18 protein-coding genes are annotated in these 17,295 nt (G+C 34.3%); 14 read left to right on the plus strand and 4 right to left on the minus strand.

Going from position 1 to position 17,295, the window contains the following annotated elements; genetic code table 11:
• Positions 1–20 precede the first annotated feature (20 nt).
• From ACS3UD_RS16125 to ACS3UD_RS16155, 7 genes are all read left to right on the plus strand, one after another.
• Positions 21–305, plus strand: coding sequence for a hypothetical protein (locus ACS3UD_RS16125; RefSeq protein WP_308138634.1), 285 nt, complete (start codon positions 21–23; stop codon positions 303–305).
• An 84-nt stretch (positions 306–389) separates the two neighbouring features.
• Positions 390–632: a hypothetical protein gene (locus ACS3UD_RS16130; protein ID WP_308138633.1), complete on the plus strand. Its 243-nt coding sequence runs from the start codon at positions 390–392 to the stop codon at positions 630–632.
• Between the two features lie 654 nt (positions 633–1,286).
• On the plus strand, positions 1,287–1,967 hold the full coding sequence (locus tag ACS3UD_RS16135) for a VanZ family protein (protein WP_308138632.1): 681 nt from the start codon (positions 1,287–1,289) through the stop codon (positions 1,965–1,967).
• A gap of 393 nt (positions 1,968–2,360) precedes the next feature.
• Positions 2,361–3,821, plus strand: coding sequence for a hypothetical protein (locus ACS3UD_RS16140; protein WP_308138631.1), 1,461 nt, complete (start codon positions 2,361–2,363; stop codon positions 3,819–3,821).
• Positions 3,822–4,328: 507 nt separating this feature from the next.
• Positions 4,329–4,889 (plus strand): RNA polymerase sigma factor, encoded by a 561-nt coding sequence (locus ACS3UD_RS16145; RefSeq protein ID WP_308138630.1) that lies wholly within the window; start codon positions 4,329–4,331, stop codon positions 4,887–4,889.
• Positions 4,879–5,592, plus strand: coding sequence for a DUF4367 domain-containing protein (locus tag ACS3UD_RS16150; protein ID WP_308138629.1), 714 nt, complete (start codon positions 4,879–4,881; stop codon positions 5,590–5,592). The genes ACS3UD_RS16145 and ACS3UD_RS16150 overlap by 11 nt, the downstream gene beginning before the upstream one ends.
• Before the next feature lie 199 nt (positions 5,593–5,791).
• Positions 5,792–6,166 carry a hypothetical protein gene (locus tag ACS3UD_RS16155; RefSeq protein ID WP_308138628.1) on the plus strand — a complete coding sequence of 125 codons (375 nt, stop codon included), beginning with the start codon at positions 5,792–5,794 and terminating at the stop codon, positions 6,164–6,166.
• 120 nt (positions 6,167–6,286) lie between these two features.
• Here ACS3UD_RS16155 and ACS3UD_RS16160 read toward each other — a convergent pair whose 3' ends face one another.
• The 3 genes from ACS3UD_RS16160 to ACS3UD_RS16170 are packed head-to-tail and all read right to left on the minus strand — an operon-like array spanning position 6,287 to position 9,266.
• Entirely contained in the window at positions 6,287–7,294 is a 1,008-nt protein-coding gene (locus ACS3UD_RS16160; RefSeq protein ID WP_308138627.1) for an ABC transporter permease, read from the minus strand.
• Between the two features lie 10 nt (positions 7,295–7,304).
• Entirely contained in the window at positions 7,305–8,411 is a 1,107-nt protein-coding gene (locus ACS3UD_RS16165) for an ABC transporter permease (protein ID WP_308138626.1), read from the minus strand.
• A complete protein-coding gene (locus tag ACS3UD_RS16170; protein WP_308138625.1) occupies positions 8,412–9,266 on the minus strand; it encodes an ABC transporter ATP-binding protein in 855 nt (284 codons plus the stop codon).
• A gap of 532 nt (positions 9,267–9,798) precedes the next feature.
• On the opposite strand from ACS3UD_RS16170, the gene ACS3UD_RS16175 reads away from it, so the two are divergent.
• Positions 9,799–10,494 carry an alpha/beta hydrolase gene (locus tag ACS3UD_RS16175; RefSeq protein WP_308138624.1) on the plus strand — a complete coding sequence of 232 codons (696 nt, stop codon included), beginning with the start codon at positions 9,799–9,801 and terminating at the stop codon, positions 10,492–10,494.
• A 413-nt stretch (positions 10,495–10,907) separates the two neighbouring features.
• On the opposite strand, the gene ACS3UD_RS16180 is transcribed toward ACS3UD_RS16175, so the two are convergent.
• Positions 10,908–11,576, minus strand: coding sequence for a class I SAM-dependent methyltransferase (locus ACS3UD_RS16180; RefSeq protein ID WP_308138623.1), 669 nt, complete (start codon positions 11,574–11,576; stop codon positions 10,908–10,910).
• Positions 11,577–11,800: 224 nt separating this feature from the next.
• On the opposite strand from ACS3UD_RS16180, the gene ACS3UD_RS16185 reads away from it, so the two are divergent.
• The 6 genes from ACS3UD_RS16185 to ACS3UD_RS16210 all read left to right on the plus strand — a co-directional run bounded on the left by ACS3UD_RS16185 (position 11,801) and on the right by ACS3UD_RS16210 (position 17,124).
• Positions 11,801–12,037, plus strand: a complete 237-nt coding sequence (locus tag ACS3UD_RS16185) for a helix-turn-helix transcriptional regulator (protein ID WP_308138622.1) — start codon at positions 11,801–11,803, stop codon at positions 12,035–12,037.
• Positions 12,037–12,489 (plus strand): peptide deformylase, encoded by a 453-nt coding sequence (gene def, locus ACS3UD_RS16190; protein WP_440977698.1) that lies wholly within the window; start codon positions 12,037–12,039, stop codon positions 12,487–12,489. Before ACS3UD_RS16185 ends, def begins: the two co-directional genes overlap by 1 nt.
• A 199-nt stretch (positions 12,490–12,688) precedes the next feature.
• Entirely contained in the window at positions 12,689–13,330 is a 642-nt protein-coding gene (locus ACS3UD_RS16195) for a DUF998 domain-containing protein (RefSeq protein ID WP_308140077.1), read from the plus strand.
• Between the two features lie 255 nt (positions 13,331–13,585).
• Positions 13,586–14,404 carry a MerR family transcriptional regulator gene (locus ACS3UD_RS16200; protein ID WP_308138621.1) on the plus strand — a complete coding sequence of 273 codons (819 nt, stop codon included), beginning with the start codon at positions 13,586–13,588 and terminating at the stop codon, positions 14,402–14,404.
• A gap of 202 nt (positions 14,405–14,606) precedes the next feature.
• Positions 14,607–15,953 carry an amidohydrolase family protein gene (locus ACS3UD_RS16205; RefSeq protein WP_308138620.1) on the plus strand — a complete coding sequence of 449 codons (1,347 nt, stop codon included), beginning with the start codon at positions 14,607–14,609 and terminating at the stop codon, positions 15,951–15,953.
• 70 nt (positions 15,954–16,023) lie between these two features.
• On the plus strand, positions 16,024–17,124 hold the full coding sequence (locus tag ACS3UD_RS16210) for a hypothetical protein (protein WP_308138619.1): 1,101 nt from the start codon (positions 16,024–16,026) through the stop codon (positions 17,122–17,124).
• Positions 17,125–17,295: the final 171 nt, after the last annotated feature.

Below are 17,295 nucleotides of genomic sequence, written 5' to 3' on the forward strand. Positions count from 1 at the left end.
AGTAAAAAACACTTGCTGAGTTGAAAGCAAAGATTGACCTTGGAATACCTGTACTCCTGCATTGTACAGGAACAGGTGAAGGTGTGGAGCACTGGGTTGTAGTATATGGCTATAAGGAAGCAGGAACTGCAAAGTCTGATTTTTTAGTAATTGATTCTGCAAACACAACACAAGGTACTACTACACCAAACTACGGAAGATATGACACGCTAACAGGTGCTATGTCTTGGAGTTATGTTACAGGTGATGGGGGCGTGAATGACTTCACTCTTAAAGAGGCATATTATGTAACAGCTAATAATTAAATTTAAAAAAGAGGAGAGATCTTCTCTTTTTTATTTATAACCAGTATGAGCGTAAACTATTGTTGAAAGTCCAAGGTATATTGTATGATATTGCCATATTTTAAGGAAATAGACGGAAATCTTTGTGTAAGAAACATAGAAGATATACATAAAGAATATACAAGAACCTATAAAATGGAAACCTTGGAGGTGTTAAATGTAAGTGACACAGGAGCAAAACTGCAAATAAAGTATTTAGATTGGAGCAATCAGGAAAAGGTATTGCAGTTTAACATGTACCCAGACACTGACGTATACTGGAGATGGTTACCTGATACCATACTTTAAATAAATTAAGGTGACCTCATTATTTCAAAATCGTTGAAATCTAATAACATATAGTATAAATAAAAGTAACGATAAAATATATTTGCAATTTGAAAACATGGAGACTGAATCGAAAATTGAAGAAAATACAGTTTATGATTTATAACTTGGACTGGGCAAGTTTTCAGCTACAGTAAGCTAAATGATTAATTTAAGGGGGGCTTGCATGCACAAAATAACTTAAAAATTCTTCTCTTTTACATAATTGTTTCTGCAATTATCACCCACTTATCTATTGCTTTCTGGGGTTGATTAAGTAAATTTATTTCGCATGTATCTAGAATGCTTTCCTGACCAAAAAGATGTTTCTTTCAAGAATTAAACTTATCTATAAATGAAACAATATTTTTTTGTGTCAATAAAAACTTTTGTTAATGCGTCTCCTACTCACGAAATTGCTTTGGAGTGTAACAGAAAAACAAATGTTAAACTTAAGATTTTATAAATAATATTGTTGCAAATTAAAAAAATAAATGGTCTATATATATGAAAGGTAAATAATAACAAATTTATTCAACATAGCATTTGAGATATAAATAAATTATGTCAGGAGGTGAGCATCTGGTAAACATATTCAATGTGGCAAGAAAATTCACATCTGGAGGTAAAAACTTCATGAATAAAAAAAGTTTTTTAAAAAAGCTTATAGGAATAGTTAGTTATATAATTGGAATTGTATTAGTTATATATCTGCTTATTATTATTCAAGGTGGTAGATTTATATTTTCAATGTTTGGGATTATAATAACCTTTTTATTGTTTTCTGCGCTAATGGCTATTTTCGCCTATACAACAATAGATTCTAATAAAAGCAATAAAAAGAAAACAATAAAATTTATCGTTTGTCATTTGTTTGCATTTTATATTTTTGTTTTATATTCAGTATTGTTTCAGAATAGTCTTAGAATAGATTTTGCAAAAAATGCATCGACAATTGATTTTGTGACATATTGCAGATATAATACAAATTTAATTCCTTTAATGAATATTTTTCATTCTGCTCAAATTAATGCTGGAGTTGTTATAAAAAATATTATAGGAAACGTATTAGCTTTTATCCCTATGAGTATCTTTACTTTACACTTATTTTCTGCACAAAACAAAAAAAAATTATTTATTTTTGTAAATATTTTAATTATATTCTGCGTTGAATTTTTACAATTAATTACTCGCAGAGGCGTATTCGATATAGATGACATAATTTTTAATCTAATAGGAGTACTCTTAGGGTATGTTACCTACAAATATATAAATATTTATGTAAAAGCAAAGCAAAAAATGAATGTAATGACTTAATTGATTATCATTACTGTAATTACTATGTATGTACTTGCGTCAATAGAGTAGACACAGGTGCAATCAACATCTGCTGTATACGGAAAGGTGTCAGCGACATATACTGCATGGACCTCAGATAATGTGACAATGTCATTTAATTAATATGTACTTGCAAAGTAAGGGGCGGGATAGCTTATCCGGCCCCACTGTTAGTTTATATAATATAACTAGCTATGTAATTTTGGAAATAATTTTATAAATAGTGAACAATATTTGTTGGAATAAATGTACGCTATAATTAATATTATTTGTTTAGCTGACGTGGTTCTAATATAACTTTATATTATGCGGAACTTTTTATACAAATATATCGTCGTATAAACAAATAGTATTGAATACAGGGGGGAAAAGATGAAAAATAGATTTATATATAATTTTATAGCTGTAATAGCAGTAGTATTATTTCTTTCAAGTGAAAATGCATTTGCTGCCGACAAAAATGCAAACGTTAGCCTGCCGTCCTTCAAGGTTACATTAAATGGAAGTGAAATAAACAATTCATATAGCCAATATCCGTTGATTGTTTATAAGGATATCACTTATTTTCCTATGACATTTGGAGGGTGCAGATACCTTGGTTTGGAAACAAAGTGGGATCAGGAAGCAGGACTTGAAATTAATAAAACAAATATCAGCTATCCTTTTGAGGAATATAAGACAAATCAGAAAAATTCAACTGAATACACTGCTTTAATCCCAGAATTTAATATTAAGATTAATGGAAAAACAGTTGATAAAAGCAATGCTGAATATCCACTGTTGTCCTTTAGGGATATAACGTATTTTCCGCTTACGTGGGAATACGGTGTGAATGAGTTCGGATGGGATTACCATTTTGACAATAATAATGGACTTGTGATTAAATCCCAGAATGCATCTCCAGAGATGTTGGAGCTTGTTGACCATTTACACGAAGAGGATAGGTGTGGTGGTTTTATTGTACAGGGCGATTATATATATTACACCGGTAATAATGGCACTATATATCGAGCACCTTTGAATGATTTGAAGAATAACAGGAAAATATATCAGTTGCCAAAAGATACTTATTTTGGTGAGGATGAAGATATATATGTGAAGCCATATTTTAATCATCGTGATGGAAAAGTAATTTTTTCATACAGTGCAAGCGGAACAAAGGGAATGACGTATGAAATTGCAATAAAGGCGGACGGAACGACAATGGAGCCCGTAGCTATAGGACCTTTCATTGCACCTGAAGTATCTGAAGAAGGATTTCTGATGTATAAATCAAAATCTAGTTATGAAACGGACAATTACCTGTATATGATAACATCAAACATAAACGTAGATAATGATCCGCACAAAATTTACAAGCTGAATAAAGAAACAGGTAAAATAACATTGGTTAACAAAAAACCTGCAGAAGCGTTTAAATATCGTAATGAAAGATTGTATTTTGTCAGTGATGACAGTATGCTTTATTCACTGTTCTTAGATGATGAAACAATAAGATTGGAAAGCAGCGGACCTGTATATCGAGAAAATTACGAAGTGCTTGGAAATGATATTTATTATATTAACGACAAGGACCAAAAAGTATACAAGGAGGGAGATACAAATTCTCTTAACTTGGGCGAAACAGGTGAAACAATAAAAATGACAGGTGACTATATTGTCTTAAATTTCAATACAACATTGGACAAAAGTTACAGGAGCATAGTATACGACAAAAACGGAAATGTGGCTTTTATTCTTCCAAGAATAATGAGCGAAGTATCTGCTGATTCAAATATAATGACATATTTTGATGAATTTGATAAGAAAGTTTTTTTAGTCGAAATGAGATAAGGCTGCTTTAATTGTAAAAAGAAGAACACATACAGTAATTTTAAAACAGAGTTTGCTTAAAGCTTCTAAACTATATAGTTTAGAGGCTTTTATAAAGAAAAGGCGTCTTAATATACTTGATTTTAATTGGACGTTGGAATGTTTTTGTACGGGTTTGTTTTATGAAAATTGGATAATAACAAAGAATTATGCAGTATGAAGAATTAAGTGGGGGTGTAAATCCTACCAATGCTATAAAACTACTAAGACTAAAAATTTCAGCGCTGAGATTTTTATTGTTGGCAGTTTATAATTAAATAATATATCGAAAAATGGAAAATTTTATGATATATTATTTGTAACAGTATAATATGGACTAGATTTTTTTATTTACATGTTGGATTCTATAATATGGATATTTTAAGATCACTGAAAAACTAAATACATTTTGGAAAACAAGAAGTAAAAAACATGTATAGAGTAAAATAAAGCACCAGGAAAATATAGAAGATAAATGGGGGGATAATTGTGGTTATTGCAATTATAATGGCTATTAAGGATGAAAATGAAAGAAATTTTATTGAGGAATTGTATATAAAACATAATAAGTATATGTGGAAATATGCAATGTACTTGACAAAGAATAAAGATGAGGCAGATGAACTGCTCCAAATTTCTTTTGAAAAGATAATAAAATGTATTGATGCTGTCAAAAAAATAAATTGTTGCAAAATGGATTCTTATATGGTCTCTATAGTTAGAAACTCTTATAATACAATGATGCTTAAAAAGTATAAAGAAAAAGAAAGTCTAGAATACATAGATAGTGATGAATTATCTGACTTAGATGCATATGATGATTACGAAAGTGTGTTAGAAAGAAGCAGCTCCTCCGATATTTTGGTGGCATTAGAAAATATGCCTGATAAATATAAGATGGTTCTGAAATTAAAGTATGTTTATGAATTTGACGACGACCAGATAGCTAAAACTATAGGAGTGCAAACAAACAGCGTTAGAATGTATAAAACAAGAGCGCTGAGGATGTTGGCGGATAGGCTGAAAGGAAGTGAATATAGTGAAAAGTAACTTTAATGATGAATACGGAGAAATTTTACTCAGAAAAGCTGCAATACTTTTGTCTGAAGAAGATAAAAAGATTTATGATAAATTACGAGATGATGAAACTATGGCTAACCCGGATCAGGAAGAGCTGGATAAAAAAATATTGGGAATGATAAAAGAATGTGAAAAAAAAGAGAAAAGAAAACAAAAGCAGAAATTAATAAAAAAGCTTGCATTAAAAGCAGCAGTTTTAATTGCTGTAGTAGTGGTAGGATTTGCAGTAGCATTTAACACAGTAGAAGCATTTAAAATCAATGTATTAAATTTTATTATGGAGCAGAAGGAAAAGTTTTCTTTAATATCATTATCAGAAAACAATAATACGGATGTACCGGCGGAGTTAAATGAAAAATATTACCCTCATTATTTGCCAGAAGGCTATGAAATTAAAAGTACATTTATTAATGATAGTGGAGTTGAAATATCATATATAAATAAAAACAATGAAATAATTAATTACTGTTATTTTGATAAGGATGCAAAAACAGGAATCGATACGGAAAATAGAACGGAAACAAGTGTGTTTATTAACGGATTAAATGGAAGTATATTCAGTAAAAATGGTCATAGTACCTTGGTTTTTAAATTTGATGAATATATTTTCATAATAGAAGGCTATATAGAGCAAGAAGAAATTATTAAAATTGCGAAAAGTATAACAAACTAGTTTTATAGGAATTTTAAATATTGTTGCAAAATAAAAAAACGGATGGTCTATATATATGACGGATAAAATTGAAAGACATAATTGCTAATAATTCAGTGCGATGTGTTTTGTTTGGAGGTGATTCCTTTGGGGGTTAATTTTAGTTAAATATTCTATAAGTATTTAGTTTTAACAAGTTTTGACATAGGAGAGACACAAAATGAAGATATTAAAGAGTAAGTTGTTTAAATATTTAACCATTTGTACAATATTTATTGCTTTAATTGGAACATCGATTAAAATAGTTTTTCCGCAAGTGCTCGATTTCCATTTATTAAAAGGAACAAATGAAAATGGACAAACATATGGCTTAGAATCAGAAGATTCACCTGATCTTATAGCTGCACAAGGCATAGATGGTACATATGGTTATATTTTAAGTAACGATTTATATGGACCAGAATTTAGTACGCCAGAGGAAGCCGTTAATTGGCAAGAAAAGCATAACGGGAAACGAGTAATACCGTTATATGCAAGTGATGGTAAAACTGTAATTGGTGAATTCAAATTAGAAGCTTCAGGTGGTATTGAATAAACAATCAAAAACACTAAAAGAAGAAGGAGAATTAAATAAAAAATATTATTAAGGTTAGAATATGGTATGGCAAAAGGCGCGCCACAGATGATTTGTCTGAGTCGCACCTTTTGGGTATTGTCAGTGTTCCAGCCCCTTGCGTATGCGGGGAGCCGTATAGGCGAATACCAGAGCTGTAATTGCTAGTACGATACCGCTGGTCAGCAGAAGATTAATCCATGTCATACTACCGTTTAGGATGGCGATGTTGCCCTTGTATATCCAGTAGAAGGGAGACCAATACAGCACCCACTGCCATTTAGTCGCTAGAAATTCGTATCCGGCGACCGACGCCGCTAACGGGAGCATAATCATCTTGGTAGATGCCATTGCCGTCATAACATCATCGCTGGTTAGCCCTTCCAGGAAGCCAATCATAATGCTTATCAGCGAAGAGACTAACACAAAGATTAACAGCTGGATAAAGTTAATATTACCCGTTACTCCCATAATCAGTAACATGGCTATACAGCCTGCCAGCGCTAATAAGATACCGAGCAGGCTTTTACTGAATATCCATACCATACGCGAAACAGGTGTTACGTTGATTGCGCTGACGGTATTGTCCATCTTCTCGTCCACGATATTCAATGAAATTAGCATGCCTGCCAGTACAGTCATTAGAAGAATTCCAATGTTTGCCCACAGCATCTTGACAGGCGGTGTCTTTACACCAAACTCTTTTATCGTCGCAGTGGAATCTTCTGGCTGGCGGTCGTATTCGAAGAAGGTCTTGAGTACCTTGGCATATTCCACCACCTCATTTGGCTCGTTGCCCTGTACCAGAATATAGGAGTCACTTCCTTCACCGACGATGCCAATAAGATTATCCCTTTTCATGATCCGTGTCTTAAGCGCTTCGTAGTCCTCATACTGTTGAACATTGGCATATTCTTTGAGATATGAAACCATTTCCGGGTTTTCCCCTTTGAGGAAGGCAAGATTAACGGTGGTATCTTCGATTCCGGGTGCGAATAGATTTACCGCAATGGCCATAATAATGGGGATAGCAATCATCATAAGGGACATAAAATCCCGTATACTCATATTAATGTCCCTTCCAAATATAGCAAATATCTTTTTTAACATACTGTACCTCCTATACCAATAGTGTCCGCTTAAAGCGGGCATTCGACCATGCGAACAGAAGGACGGCTGCCGCAAGATATCCCAGTGCAATCAGCAGGACAAATCCCATATCGCCATTAATAAAAATTTCTTTGAAACCGGATACGATATAGTAGCTGGGGATGAACTTCAGCCACAAGGGGTCCCAGCTTGGCGAGAAGTATGCAAGGACCGGAATGCCCATTGCGATCATAATCAGGTACATGACCCCAAATGATTTGACCATGCTGTTATAGTATCCTGCTATCATAAGGCCCAGCCCGGAGGCAAACAGCCCCGTAGGTATCAGAAAAGCTAGCAGCATCAAGTAATTGATACGCATACCCATTAACGGTACGATTATTACAAGGGATGTCAGCAGCATAGTTGTTGTCAGAACCATGACCTTGCTCAGCAGGTACTTCCACACCGGGGACGGTGTGACGGCATAGGCTTTTATAACGCCTTCCTTTTTATCCAGAAAAATGTAAGCTGCAATGATAAAAAAGCCCATCAGAGCCCCGTTGAATGTTAGAAAAACGGGCAGCAGATTTTCTCTGTCGGTAAGTTGTGTGCCTGCATTGGATAGACTGCGTATCTCCTGATTTTCCACCGCATTGCTAAGCAGCTCGTCATCCTGTCCGTGGATGATCATCAGCAAACTTTTTAGCCTATCTGTTTCATTACCCTGCAGATAGTAGGTGTAATGCATTTCGTAGTTGCCTTCGTCCATGGTGACGGCGGCGCCAATCTCATGCTTATTTTCGGCCAGTAGTATCATGTCTTCCTCGGACTCCAAGAGATAGATCTTCTTATTCGCCGTTTCATAGAGCAGGGTGTTGATTTCATTTTTTTCAACTTTCAGTGTTACGACCTCCGGCTGTCCGTCCAAATCTTCGAATGCTTCAATGTATGATTTTTTAATAGATGCAGTCGGAAAGTCCAGATACAGATATTCATTTTCTTTGCTGTTAAATTGTTCCGGCACTACAAACAACAGTAACAACAGCATGATAAATGCCATCGCTATCTCGATGTAGAAATAGAATCCCCGTAATGCGATAGTTAGTTCTTTGACGAAACTGGACCACAGCTTCATTTACATCAGCTCCCTTCCGGTCACTTTTATGAAAATTTCTTCAAGTGTTGCCTCTTTGGTATGCATGGTACGTATATTCTCTTTTTCAATCAGCTCTATGAGCTTTTTTTTGTCCTTTTCATCGATGGTGGATAAGGTTTCACTTTGTAAACGGCTGTTTTCTCCATATTCCACTTTGACCAAGTCTTGACCGTACTTGAGCTTCAAATTTTTGGGACTATCGATAAGCTTGATCTCACCTTCGACAATAAAAGCTACGCGATCACACAGCTCATCGGCGATATACATGTTGTGAGTAGTTAGAAAAATAGTGACTCCCTTCTTATTCTCTTCTCTGATAATACCTTTAATAATCGAGGCAATGGCAGGATCCAATCCGGTGGTGGGTTCATCCAAAAACCACAGTTCAGGATTGTTAAGCATGGAACGGGCAAATGTGAGCCGATGCTTCATTCCCTTAGAAAATTCACTGGCTCGGATATCACCCTTGCTGTTCAGGCCTACCAACTCTAACAGTTTTTGGGGGTTTCTTGTAGGAACATCAAACAGTTTGGCATAAAATTTTAGATTCTCTAAAGCAGTCATTTTGCTGTATACATTGGATTGCTCGAAGGAAACGCCAATCTGATTGAACATTTCCTGTTTAATCTTTTCTATATCGTAACCGGCTACTGTAACATGGCCTTTCTGCAATTTCAAAAGCCCTGTGAGAATACCCTGGGTCGTTGATTTTCCAGCCCCAGACGGGCCAAGGAAACCAAAGACTTCGCCCTTGGGAATCTCGAAGCTTACATCTTTAACGGCATATGTTTCGTCATTGGAATAGGAATGATATAGGTGTTCTACTGTGATCATTTATTTTCCCTCCTTGAAATACTTAATTAACTATAAAAAGCATCTTTTAATATGTCTATATAATGTCTTAGGTCTGTTGTTGTGTGGCTGTGATTCAGTCTGTTTTCCTCGCCAAGAGAGCAGTTGTTCTTTCGTATACTTCTTAAGAGATTATGAAAAATATACAGTTAATTGTAGCCTATCCAAATGTATAAACAACTATACCAGAGCTGCTTGGTATAATAAATTAGGCAAACTATTTGTCTGTTGTAAAATTAAGGTATGATGTTGGCAGTATTTAAACTAATCTTTCTGCATTAAAACTGAGATATTTTAGATATAGAATATGGCTGCGTTGAGGGTTTGGAGTTTTCAATAAAACTAATGTCAGTGACATAAATGAAACGAGGGAGAAGAATTCTTGAGGATACATCGCCATATGAACTTACTGACATAGTTGAAAAAACAGAGAAAGACGGTATAATAATATTTAAAGGTGTAGTATGATTACGAAAATTATGAATAAGTCTATAAGGAAATGGTAGGTTATAATATGAAAAAACAAAACATAAAAATAGAAAATATTCCGGCAGTCTTATATGGAGATACATCAATAAATTTATATCTTTATATTCACGGTAAATGTGGCTATAAGGAAGAGGCAGAGGCTTTTGCAGAGATTGTCTGTCCCAAGGGGTATCAAGTTCTTAGCATTGATTTGCCTGGACACGGAGAGCGGAAAGATGAGATGGATTTGTTTGTGCCGTGGAAAATAGTGCCGGAACTGAGATTTGTTATGGAATTTGCAAAAGAGAGTTGGAATCAGATTTCCTTGAGAGCTAATAGCATAGGAGCATGGTTTGGAATGCAAGCGTTTTATAATGAAACCTTGGTGAAGAACCTGTTTGTTTCCCCTGTTCTAGATATGGAACAATTAATAAAGGATATGATGCAATGGGCATCAATAACTGAAAAAGATTTAGAAGAACAAAAAGTGATACCAACCAGTTTTGGAGAAACTTTGGATTGGGAGTATTATCAGTATGCTAAGATGCATCCGATAGCAGATTGGAAGGCACCAACAGCAATTCTTTATGCAAGTAAAGATAATCTTACCAGTCGATATATTGTGGATAATTTTGTTAGCTGTTTTAAAAATGAACTGACGGTGATGGAGGATGGTGAGCATTGGTTCCATACACCAGAGCAGCTTATGGTATTAAGACGATGGGAAAGTGAGAATTATTAAAAGAGACTTGTATATTCGGAACTGATTTATATTGAAGAATTAATGAATTTTAGAAGAAAAAGTATGGTATAAATTAATACAAACGATTACATATTTGTGGAATTAGGCGAACTAAAATGATAATGGAGGTAAGTTTTCTATGGAAAATAAAGGGATAAGGACAATCTGGTACAGTTGGGCTGTAGCATTTTTGTGGTTAAACGTCCTTACAGATATACCCTACTTTTTTTCAGCATTAGCATTTTGTTGCATTATTATTGGTAATATACGCAGTAGGCAACTATGAAAAATCAATAGAAACTTGTATTTGGGCAAGCAGAATTTTGGATCGGCTATAATTAAATAAACCAAGAAATGTAAAGTTAGAACTCCCTTTTACTCAACACATTGAGTACTAGAGGGAGTTTTTTTAGTCAGTTCTTATGGATAATTAGAAATAGGCTAGATTCATCCACCTCTTGCACCCAGTAGGGACATCCTGACTCCTCGCCAATTTTCTGTAAGTCCTCAGGTGAATAGGTTGTTGCCTCAAAGCCTCCTTTGCAGACAATCACACCGTTTTGGGTTTTTGCATAGTCAATTTCACCCAAAAGCCCTTTGGAGGATTGCTCTTCAAACCATTTCAGGCGAAAATCCCAAAATTTAGCACTATAACTGCTGAAATAAGCCGTCCCGCCCGGTGCCAACGTTTCAAGAATTTTATTAATTACGGTGGAATCAGCACGCATGGCAGACAACCCGTTTTGCAGGCATAAAATGACATCAAATGGCCTATGGAAGTTCATTTTGTGGACATTCATCGCAACTATGCTCGCGTTTGGGCAGTCTTTGAGATACTCTCTGCCTAACTCAACGCTTTCCACCGAGATATCTATTCCGACAATAGATCCGCAGAAGGGAGCCAATTCCTTAATAATTCGACCATATCCGGCTCCAAGCTCCAAAACGCTTTGTGTTTTTGATAGATTTTCCTTGACAAAATCTATCTCCGCTTGTAAGTACTGCTTGACACGAGGAATTTGTGTTTCATATACTTGATACAACATTTGAGAATTTAATTTTCCGGCATAGTAATTATCCATACTTCGTATCCTTTCTCTTTATAGTAAATTAGTTCATTTAACATTGATGTAATTTTAATATATTTTTACAAATATTACAATAGTTGTTCAAGGCAGCAGACAAAAAGCGTTTTTGCATGAGGTTTGATTTTTGTAATGTTAACTTGACATATACTGTAACTGTTGATAAAATTAAAGTAAGGTTAACATTACTTTGCAAACGGCAAAAGGAGAAAAATTGGCTTATGAAAAATCGTATTAAAGAATTACGAGAGAAAAAAGGGCTGACACAGGAACAATTGGGCAATTTAATAGGCACATCTAGACAAGCTGTTAATGCCATTGAAACAGAGAAGTTTGAACCATCTATATGGATTGCATATGACATTGCAAAGGCGTTTGGGTGTACAATTGAGGAAGTTTTTTTGTTTGAGGAAAGCACTAAAAAATCACGTGCCGAAAGAAGCAGGGGGGGATTATAATGGCAATTCGTGAGATTCGTTTTGATGGTGATGAAATATTAGAAAAAAGATGCAAGGAGGTTATTATAGTAGATGATCATGTACGCACTCTTTTAGAGGATATGATGGAAACACTTCATACAACTCCTAATGGAGCTGCATTAGCAGCTAATCAAGTGGGTATTTTGCGTCGCCTTGTAGTAATTGATTTTGATGGTAAGTGTTTAAAATTAGTTAACCCTAAAATTATTGGCAGCAGCGGCTCTCAGGAATGTATTGAAGGTTGCCTGAGCTATCCGGGACGTTTTGGAAAAACAATTCGTCCACAGTCGGTTACGATTCAAGCACTTGATGAGAACGGAGAGAAAATAATTTTGACCGAAGAGGGAGAAATGGCAAAATGCTTTTGTCATGAAATCGAACATTTAGATGGTGAGATTTTTCTAGATAAGGTAATTGAGTTCTTAAAGTAATTTTGTATTGAGAGTATTAAGATAAAGGCAACAGAATGGCTATTTTTGCTTTGGTCATTACTCTTGTGTTTGAATTTCTTTCTCAAACACAGATTGTAGCTGAAATTTAAATATGGTATAATGAAATAAATGGAATTTAAGCAATATGATAAAAAGTTAATTTATACTATTTGTGAAGGAAGTTTTTTCTGTGTTTGAAATGATTTTTGATAATAACAAAGTGTTAAGTGCCATATTATTAATAGCTGTTTTAGGAGACTTTATAGTTCCATATACTCTTGCTCCATTTTATAAAGGTTATTCACATTCAACTTTTGTTATGAGCTCTTTAGGAAATCCTAATAGTCCAGTACATAAAATATATAATTTTTGGTTAATTCTTCTAGGGGTATTATTATTGTTATCCAGTAAATTAATATATATTAAATATCAGTTTATTTCTACAGGGCTAACAATTTCTGTTATTATGTTGTTGAGCACTTTTGCAATAGGAGCAGGAATAATTTCAGGGTTATTCAGTGTCAATGAAAGTAAAGAGGTTGTCACAACAGCATCAAAGGTTCATGGAGTTGGTGCATCAATTGGTTTTATATTTTTGTTATTTGTACCTTTAATGCTATCGATACTTTCCTTCAAAGGTAAAATTATATGTGACGGAATAATATTTCTTGTATGTTTTATTTTAGCTTTTATTTTTTTTATATTATTTATTGCAGCAGAAAAACCAAAATTTAAGAATACTATAATTGCAAGAGAGGGCATGTGGCAAAGGCTAACATTATTATTTATGTATATGCCCTTAATTTGCATTGCTATTTCGGAATTGATGTGCATAAAATAAGCAACACATGTCTCTTAACCTTAAATATAGTCCAATTACAACGAGCAATCTTTCAATTTGAGAGGTTGTTTTTTATATCCTAAATTGAGAAGTGTGTTGTTTGTATAAATGCGGCAAAGAGCAATGATACAAGGAAAAATCGTATGGAAAGGAAAGTGAAAGATAAATTTTAAAATAACTATTGACTCTCACATTATGATATACTCTACAATATAGATAAGCTCAAAAATACACATATATGTGAGGAAATAAAAAATGTTAAGAATAGGTGATTTTTCGAAATTATCAAGGATTAGTATACGAATGCTACGGCATTACGATGAAATCGGTTTGCTTATACCAAAGACGACTGATAGCTTCACTGGATACCGACATTATGGTGAAGATCAACTGCCAACAGCGGGTAGGATTACATCTTTAAAGGATATGGGTTTTAGTCTTTCTGCCATTGGAGAAATTCTCAAAAGCTATGATAATCCACAGGCACTGGCTGAATTCTTGACAATAAAATATGCAGAAGTCCTAGAAGAGACTAAAGAAACAAACCGTCGTTTACTGCTTCTTGATACAGCCATTCAAAGAATGAGAAAGGATGAAACTGCTATGAATTACAATGTGTCTTTAAAAACTTTACCTGAGCGATATGTTGCAAGCGTAAGAAAAACAATTCCTTCTTATGAGCATGAGGGAATGTTATGGGGAATCTTAATGCAGGAAACTGCAATGCTTAAAATGCAGGATGGCGATCCTTGCTACACCATGGCTATCTTCCATGATGGAGAGTACAAGGAGTCTGATGTGGATGTAGAGGTTCAGAAATCTGTTAAAGGCAAATATTCTAATACAGAAAATGTGATTTTTAAAACTGAACCTCCGATAGAGATTGCTTCTGCAATCTACAAGGGAAGCTATGAAAAAGTAGATGAAGTAAATGAAACTGTAGCTACTTGGGTAAGAGATAATGGATATGATTTTGATGGACTATCCTTCAATATCTATCATGTCAGCCCACATGAAACACAAAACCCGAATGAATACGTCACTGAGGTTTGCTATCCCGTTAAAAAGAAATAACATGATTATGAAGATGCCGTCTGCTGAAATTGCAGGCGGTATTTTTATGAGGAAACATTTTATACTATTTTGCGTTTCAAGTTCTGTTGACATATATTTATAGCTGTAATATAGTTATTTAAGCAATAAATTTGTAAGACACAATAGATTTGTTACATTTAAATATGTTTTTAAGACGCTAGGATGCGTGGGAGGATAAATTATGCTTAATAACACAGCTATTCAAGGCAATGCTTTTTATTGTATAGATTTCAACAAAATCAAATATGTTAACAATGGTATATTTTGTGTAAACAATGAAGGTTATATAGAGGAAGTTTACGAAGAAGGGCATAAAGATTACGATTTAATTAGATCTAAGTATTTAAAGAGTGGAAAATTAAGAATACTTTCCGATTCGGAAGTTATGCTTCCGGGATTTGTGGATTTACATATTCACGCTTCTCAATGGCCACAGGCAGGTACCGCTTTAGACAGGCCCCTTGAGACATGGCTTGGTGAATATACCTTTCCTTTGGAATCAAAGTTTAAGGATTTAGAATTTGCAAACGAAGTATATCGAGATGTGGTTAATACTACACTAAGGCATGGCACAACTTCAGCAATGTATTTTGCTACTGCAGATAGAGAATCGTCCACATTATTAGCAAGCTTATGTGGAGAATTGGGGCAGCGCGGTTTGGTTGGAAAAGTTGTAATGGATGATCCAAATAGTAATTTAGAGTTCTATAGGGATGCTTCTCCGGAGGAAGCTGTTTATGAAACTGAAAAGTTTATAAATGAAGTATTAGAAATACAAAATTTATACAAGCAGAAGGTTTATCCTGTTGTAACACCAAGATTTATTCCAAGCTGTACTTCCGAAGCTTTAACGGAGTTAGGGAGGTTAGCAAAGAAGTATGATGTTCATATACAGACCCACTGCAGTGAAAGTGACTGGGCACATCAATTTGCCAAAGATAAGTATGGTGTAAGTGATACACAAGCATTAGATAATTTTGGCTTAATAACTGAGAAAACAGTTATTGCACATGCGCCATTTTTAGAACCTGATGATTTAAAGATTATAACTAATAAAAAAACAAGTATAGCACATAGTCCATTGTCAAATGCTTACTTTGCAAATGCTGTACTACCTTTTAAGGATTTTAGCAGCAGGGGTGTTAACATAGGGATGGCAACAGATATATCAGGGGGCTACAGTCCAAGCATGTATCAATCTATAAGGCAAGCTGTAATATCTTCAAGAATGCTGCAAGAAGGTGTTAATCCTTCGCTGTGTCGTGACGAGAGAGGGCGATCATGCTCTTCTATAACTATTAATAATGCTTTTTACTCTGCTACCGCAGCAGGTGGCACAGCGCTGAATTTACCAATAGGAAAACTTGATAAAGGCTATTCATTTGATGTACAAATAATAAACATAGAAAATAATATACCAAGATTCTACAAAGAAAAAAATCCTGAAGATTTGCTTCATAAAATACTGCTACTGTCAGAGTCATCTAATATAAAAGAAGTGTGGGTTCAAGGAAGCAGAGTAAGATGAACAAGAGAACTAACCAACAACATGTATATGCTAACTTATATTTATTACACTATCTAGGGAGAAAGAATATATGAAAAAATTAATATTAACTGTACTATTAATATTGGTACTAAGTGGATGCAGTAAAGATAGTAGCAGTAAATTAACAATAGCAGATGATATTTCATATGAAATTAAGGTGGATAATTTAGATAATACAGAGTTAAATGCAATATTGTATTATCAAATAGGTATTGCGAAGTCTTCAAAAAAGGAGAATTTTTATTGGAAGGACAAGGTTGTATATAACCAAAGCCCTACTGTCGGAGGCTTTGGTGGATTAACTTATCCGGAGGATTCCTTTAAAAAACTTGTTGAGCTTGGTAAAAAACAAGGACTTTTTGATAATCTGCAGCCTATGGAGCTTGATGAATACTATTGCAATGAGCGCTATGAGGTCTTTGTAGGTACTGATAATGAACGTAGCGAATTATATTTCCTTATTGATGGTGAACTAAAATCTCTTTATTTAGAACTGGATACTAAAGAAAGTTTTCACATACTGGATGCTACTGATAGCACCTTAGTATGTGGTGGTGAAATTATATATAATATTGATATTGAATCAATGGCATATAGGACTATTAAATTGCCATCTATGTCACCTAATCTAATTGATAATAATATGTTTTATGGAGCTTATATCAAGGATAATATAATGAATATAAATCAATATAATGCAAATACAGATGAGTCAAAAGCATTATCAATCCAAGTAGATAATATTGTTAGGTTGGAAAAGCTAGCTAAGCTAGGTGACACAATTGTAGCACTTTGTACGGAGGACGAGACTTATAAGCCTATTCTTTTGTATTTTGACACTGATTTTAATGTTAGGGATATAAAGAGGATTACAGCAAGCAGTGAATATAATTATGTATCCTATTACGAAGGCAGAAGCTTTAAGCAATATGGAGATAAGCTTTATGGGACATTTGGGGTTGACGGAAAACGTATCAACGAGTTGGTTATAATAGATATACCAACTGGTGAACTTTTATTTCAAGCGGAGATATTCCATAAAAAGAAAAAAGGAAGGTACCTAGCTAATATTACCTTTATCAAGGAAGCAAATGATAAGCTAATAACCTTACCACAATTTGATATAAGCGGTGAAGACGTTATAAAATAAGGAAATTGTAGGGAATATCTTAATGATGAATTAATTGCTTATGGGAGAATTACGAATAATTGCGATAGTATTTTCGGAAGTACCAATAACTAATAGCATTGATAAATTTTCAGGAGAATAAAGTATAAGACAAGATTGGTGGATAGGTCTTAGAAGAGCAGTGGAAACTGC

The organism is Sedimentibacter sp. LTW-03, assembly GCF_052059825.1.
Classification (GTDB): Bacteria; Bacillota; Clostridia; order Tissierellales; family Sedimentibacteraceae; genus Sedimentibacter.

What these genes read in the sequence shown, in the direction of transcription:
- ACS3UD_RS16130 (WP_308138633.1), top strand. Translation starts at nt 390, where the DNA reads ATGATATTGCCATATTTTAAGGAAATAGACGGAAATCTTTGTGTAAGA.
- ACS3UD_RS16135 (WP_308138632.1), top strand. Translation starts at nt 1,287, where the DNA reads ATGAATAAAAAAAGTTTTTTAAAAAAGCTTATAGGAATAGTTAGTTAT.
- ACS3UD_RS16140 (WP_308138631.1), top strand. Translation starts at nt 2,361, where the DNA reads ATGAAAAATAGATTTATATATAATTTTATAGCTGTAATAGCAGTAGTA.
- ACS3UD_RS16155 (WP_308138628.1), top strand. Translation starts at nt 5,792, where the DNA reads ATGAAGATATTAAAGAGTAAGTTGTTTAAATATTTAACCATTTGTACA.
- ACS3UD_RS16160 (WP_308138627.1), bottom strand. Translation starts at nt 7,294, where the DNA reads ATGTTAAAAAAGATATTTGCTATATTTGGAAGGGACATTAATATGAGT.
- ACS3UD_RS16165 (WP_308138626.1), bottom strand. Translation starts at nt 8,411, where the DNA reads ATGAAGCTGTGGTCCAGTTTCGTCAAAGAACTAACTATCGCATTACGG.
- ACS3UD_RS16170 (WP_308138625.1), bottom strand. Translation starts at nt 9,266, where the DNA reads ATGATCACAGTAGAACACCTATATCATTCCTATTCCAATGACGAAACA.
- ACS3UD_RS16175 (WP_308138624.1), top strand. Translation starts at nt 9,799, where the DNA reads ATGAAAAAACAAAACATAAAAATAGAAAATATTCCGGCAGTCTTATAT.
- ACS3UD_RS16180 (WP_308138623.1), bottom strand. Translation starts at nt 11,576, where the DNA reads ATGGATAATTACTATGCCGGAAAATTAAATTCTCAAATGTTGTATCAA.
- ACS3UD_RS16185 (WP_308138622.1), top strand. Translation starts at nt 11,801, where the DNA reads ATGAAAAATCGTATTAAAGAATTACGAGAGAAAAAAGGGCTGACACAG.
- def (WP_440977698.1), top strand. Translation starts at nt 12,037, where the DNA reads ATGGCAATTCGTGAGATTCGTTTTGATGGTGATGAAATATTAGAAAAA.
- ACS3UD_RS16195 (WP_308140077.1), top strand. Translation starts at nt 12,689, where the DNA reads ATGATTTTTGATAATAACAAAGTGTTAAGTGCCATATTATTAATAGCT.
- ACS3UD_RS16200 (WP_308138621.1), top strand. Translation starts at nt 13,586, where the DNA reads ATGTTAAGAATAGGTGATTTTTCGAAATTATCAAGGATTAGTATACGA.
- ACS3UD_RS16205 (WP_308138620.1), top strand. Translation starts at nt 14,607, where the DNA reads ATGCTTAATAACACAGCTATTCAAGGCAATGCTTTTTATTGTATAGAT.
- ACS3UD_RS16210 (WP_308138619.1), top strand. Translation starts at nt 16,024, where the DNA reads ATGAAAAAATTAATATTAACTGTACTATTAATATTGGTACTAAGTGGA.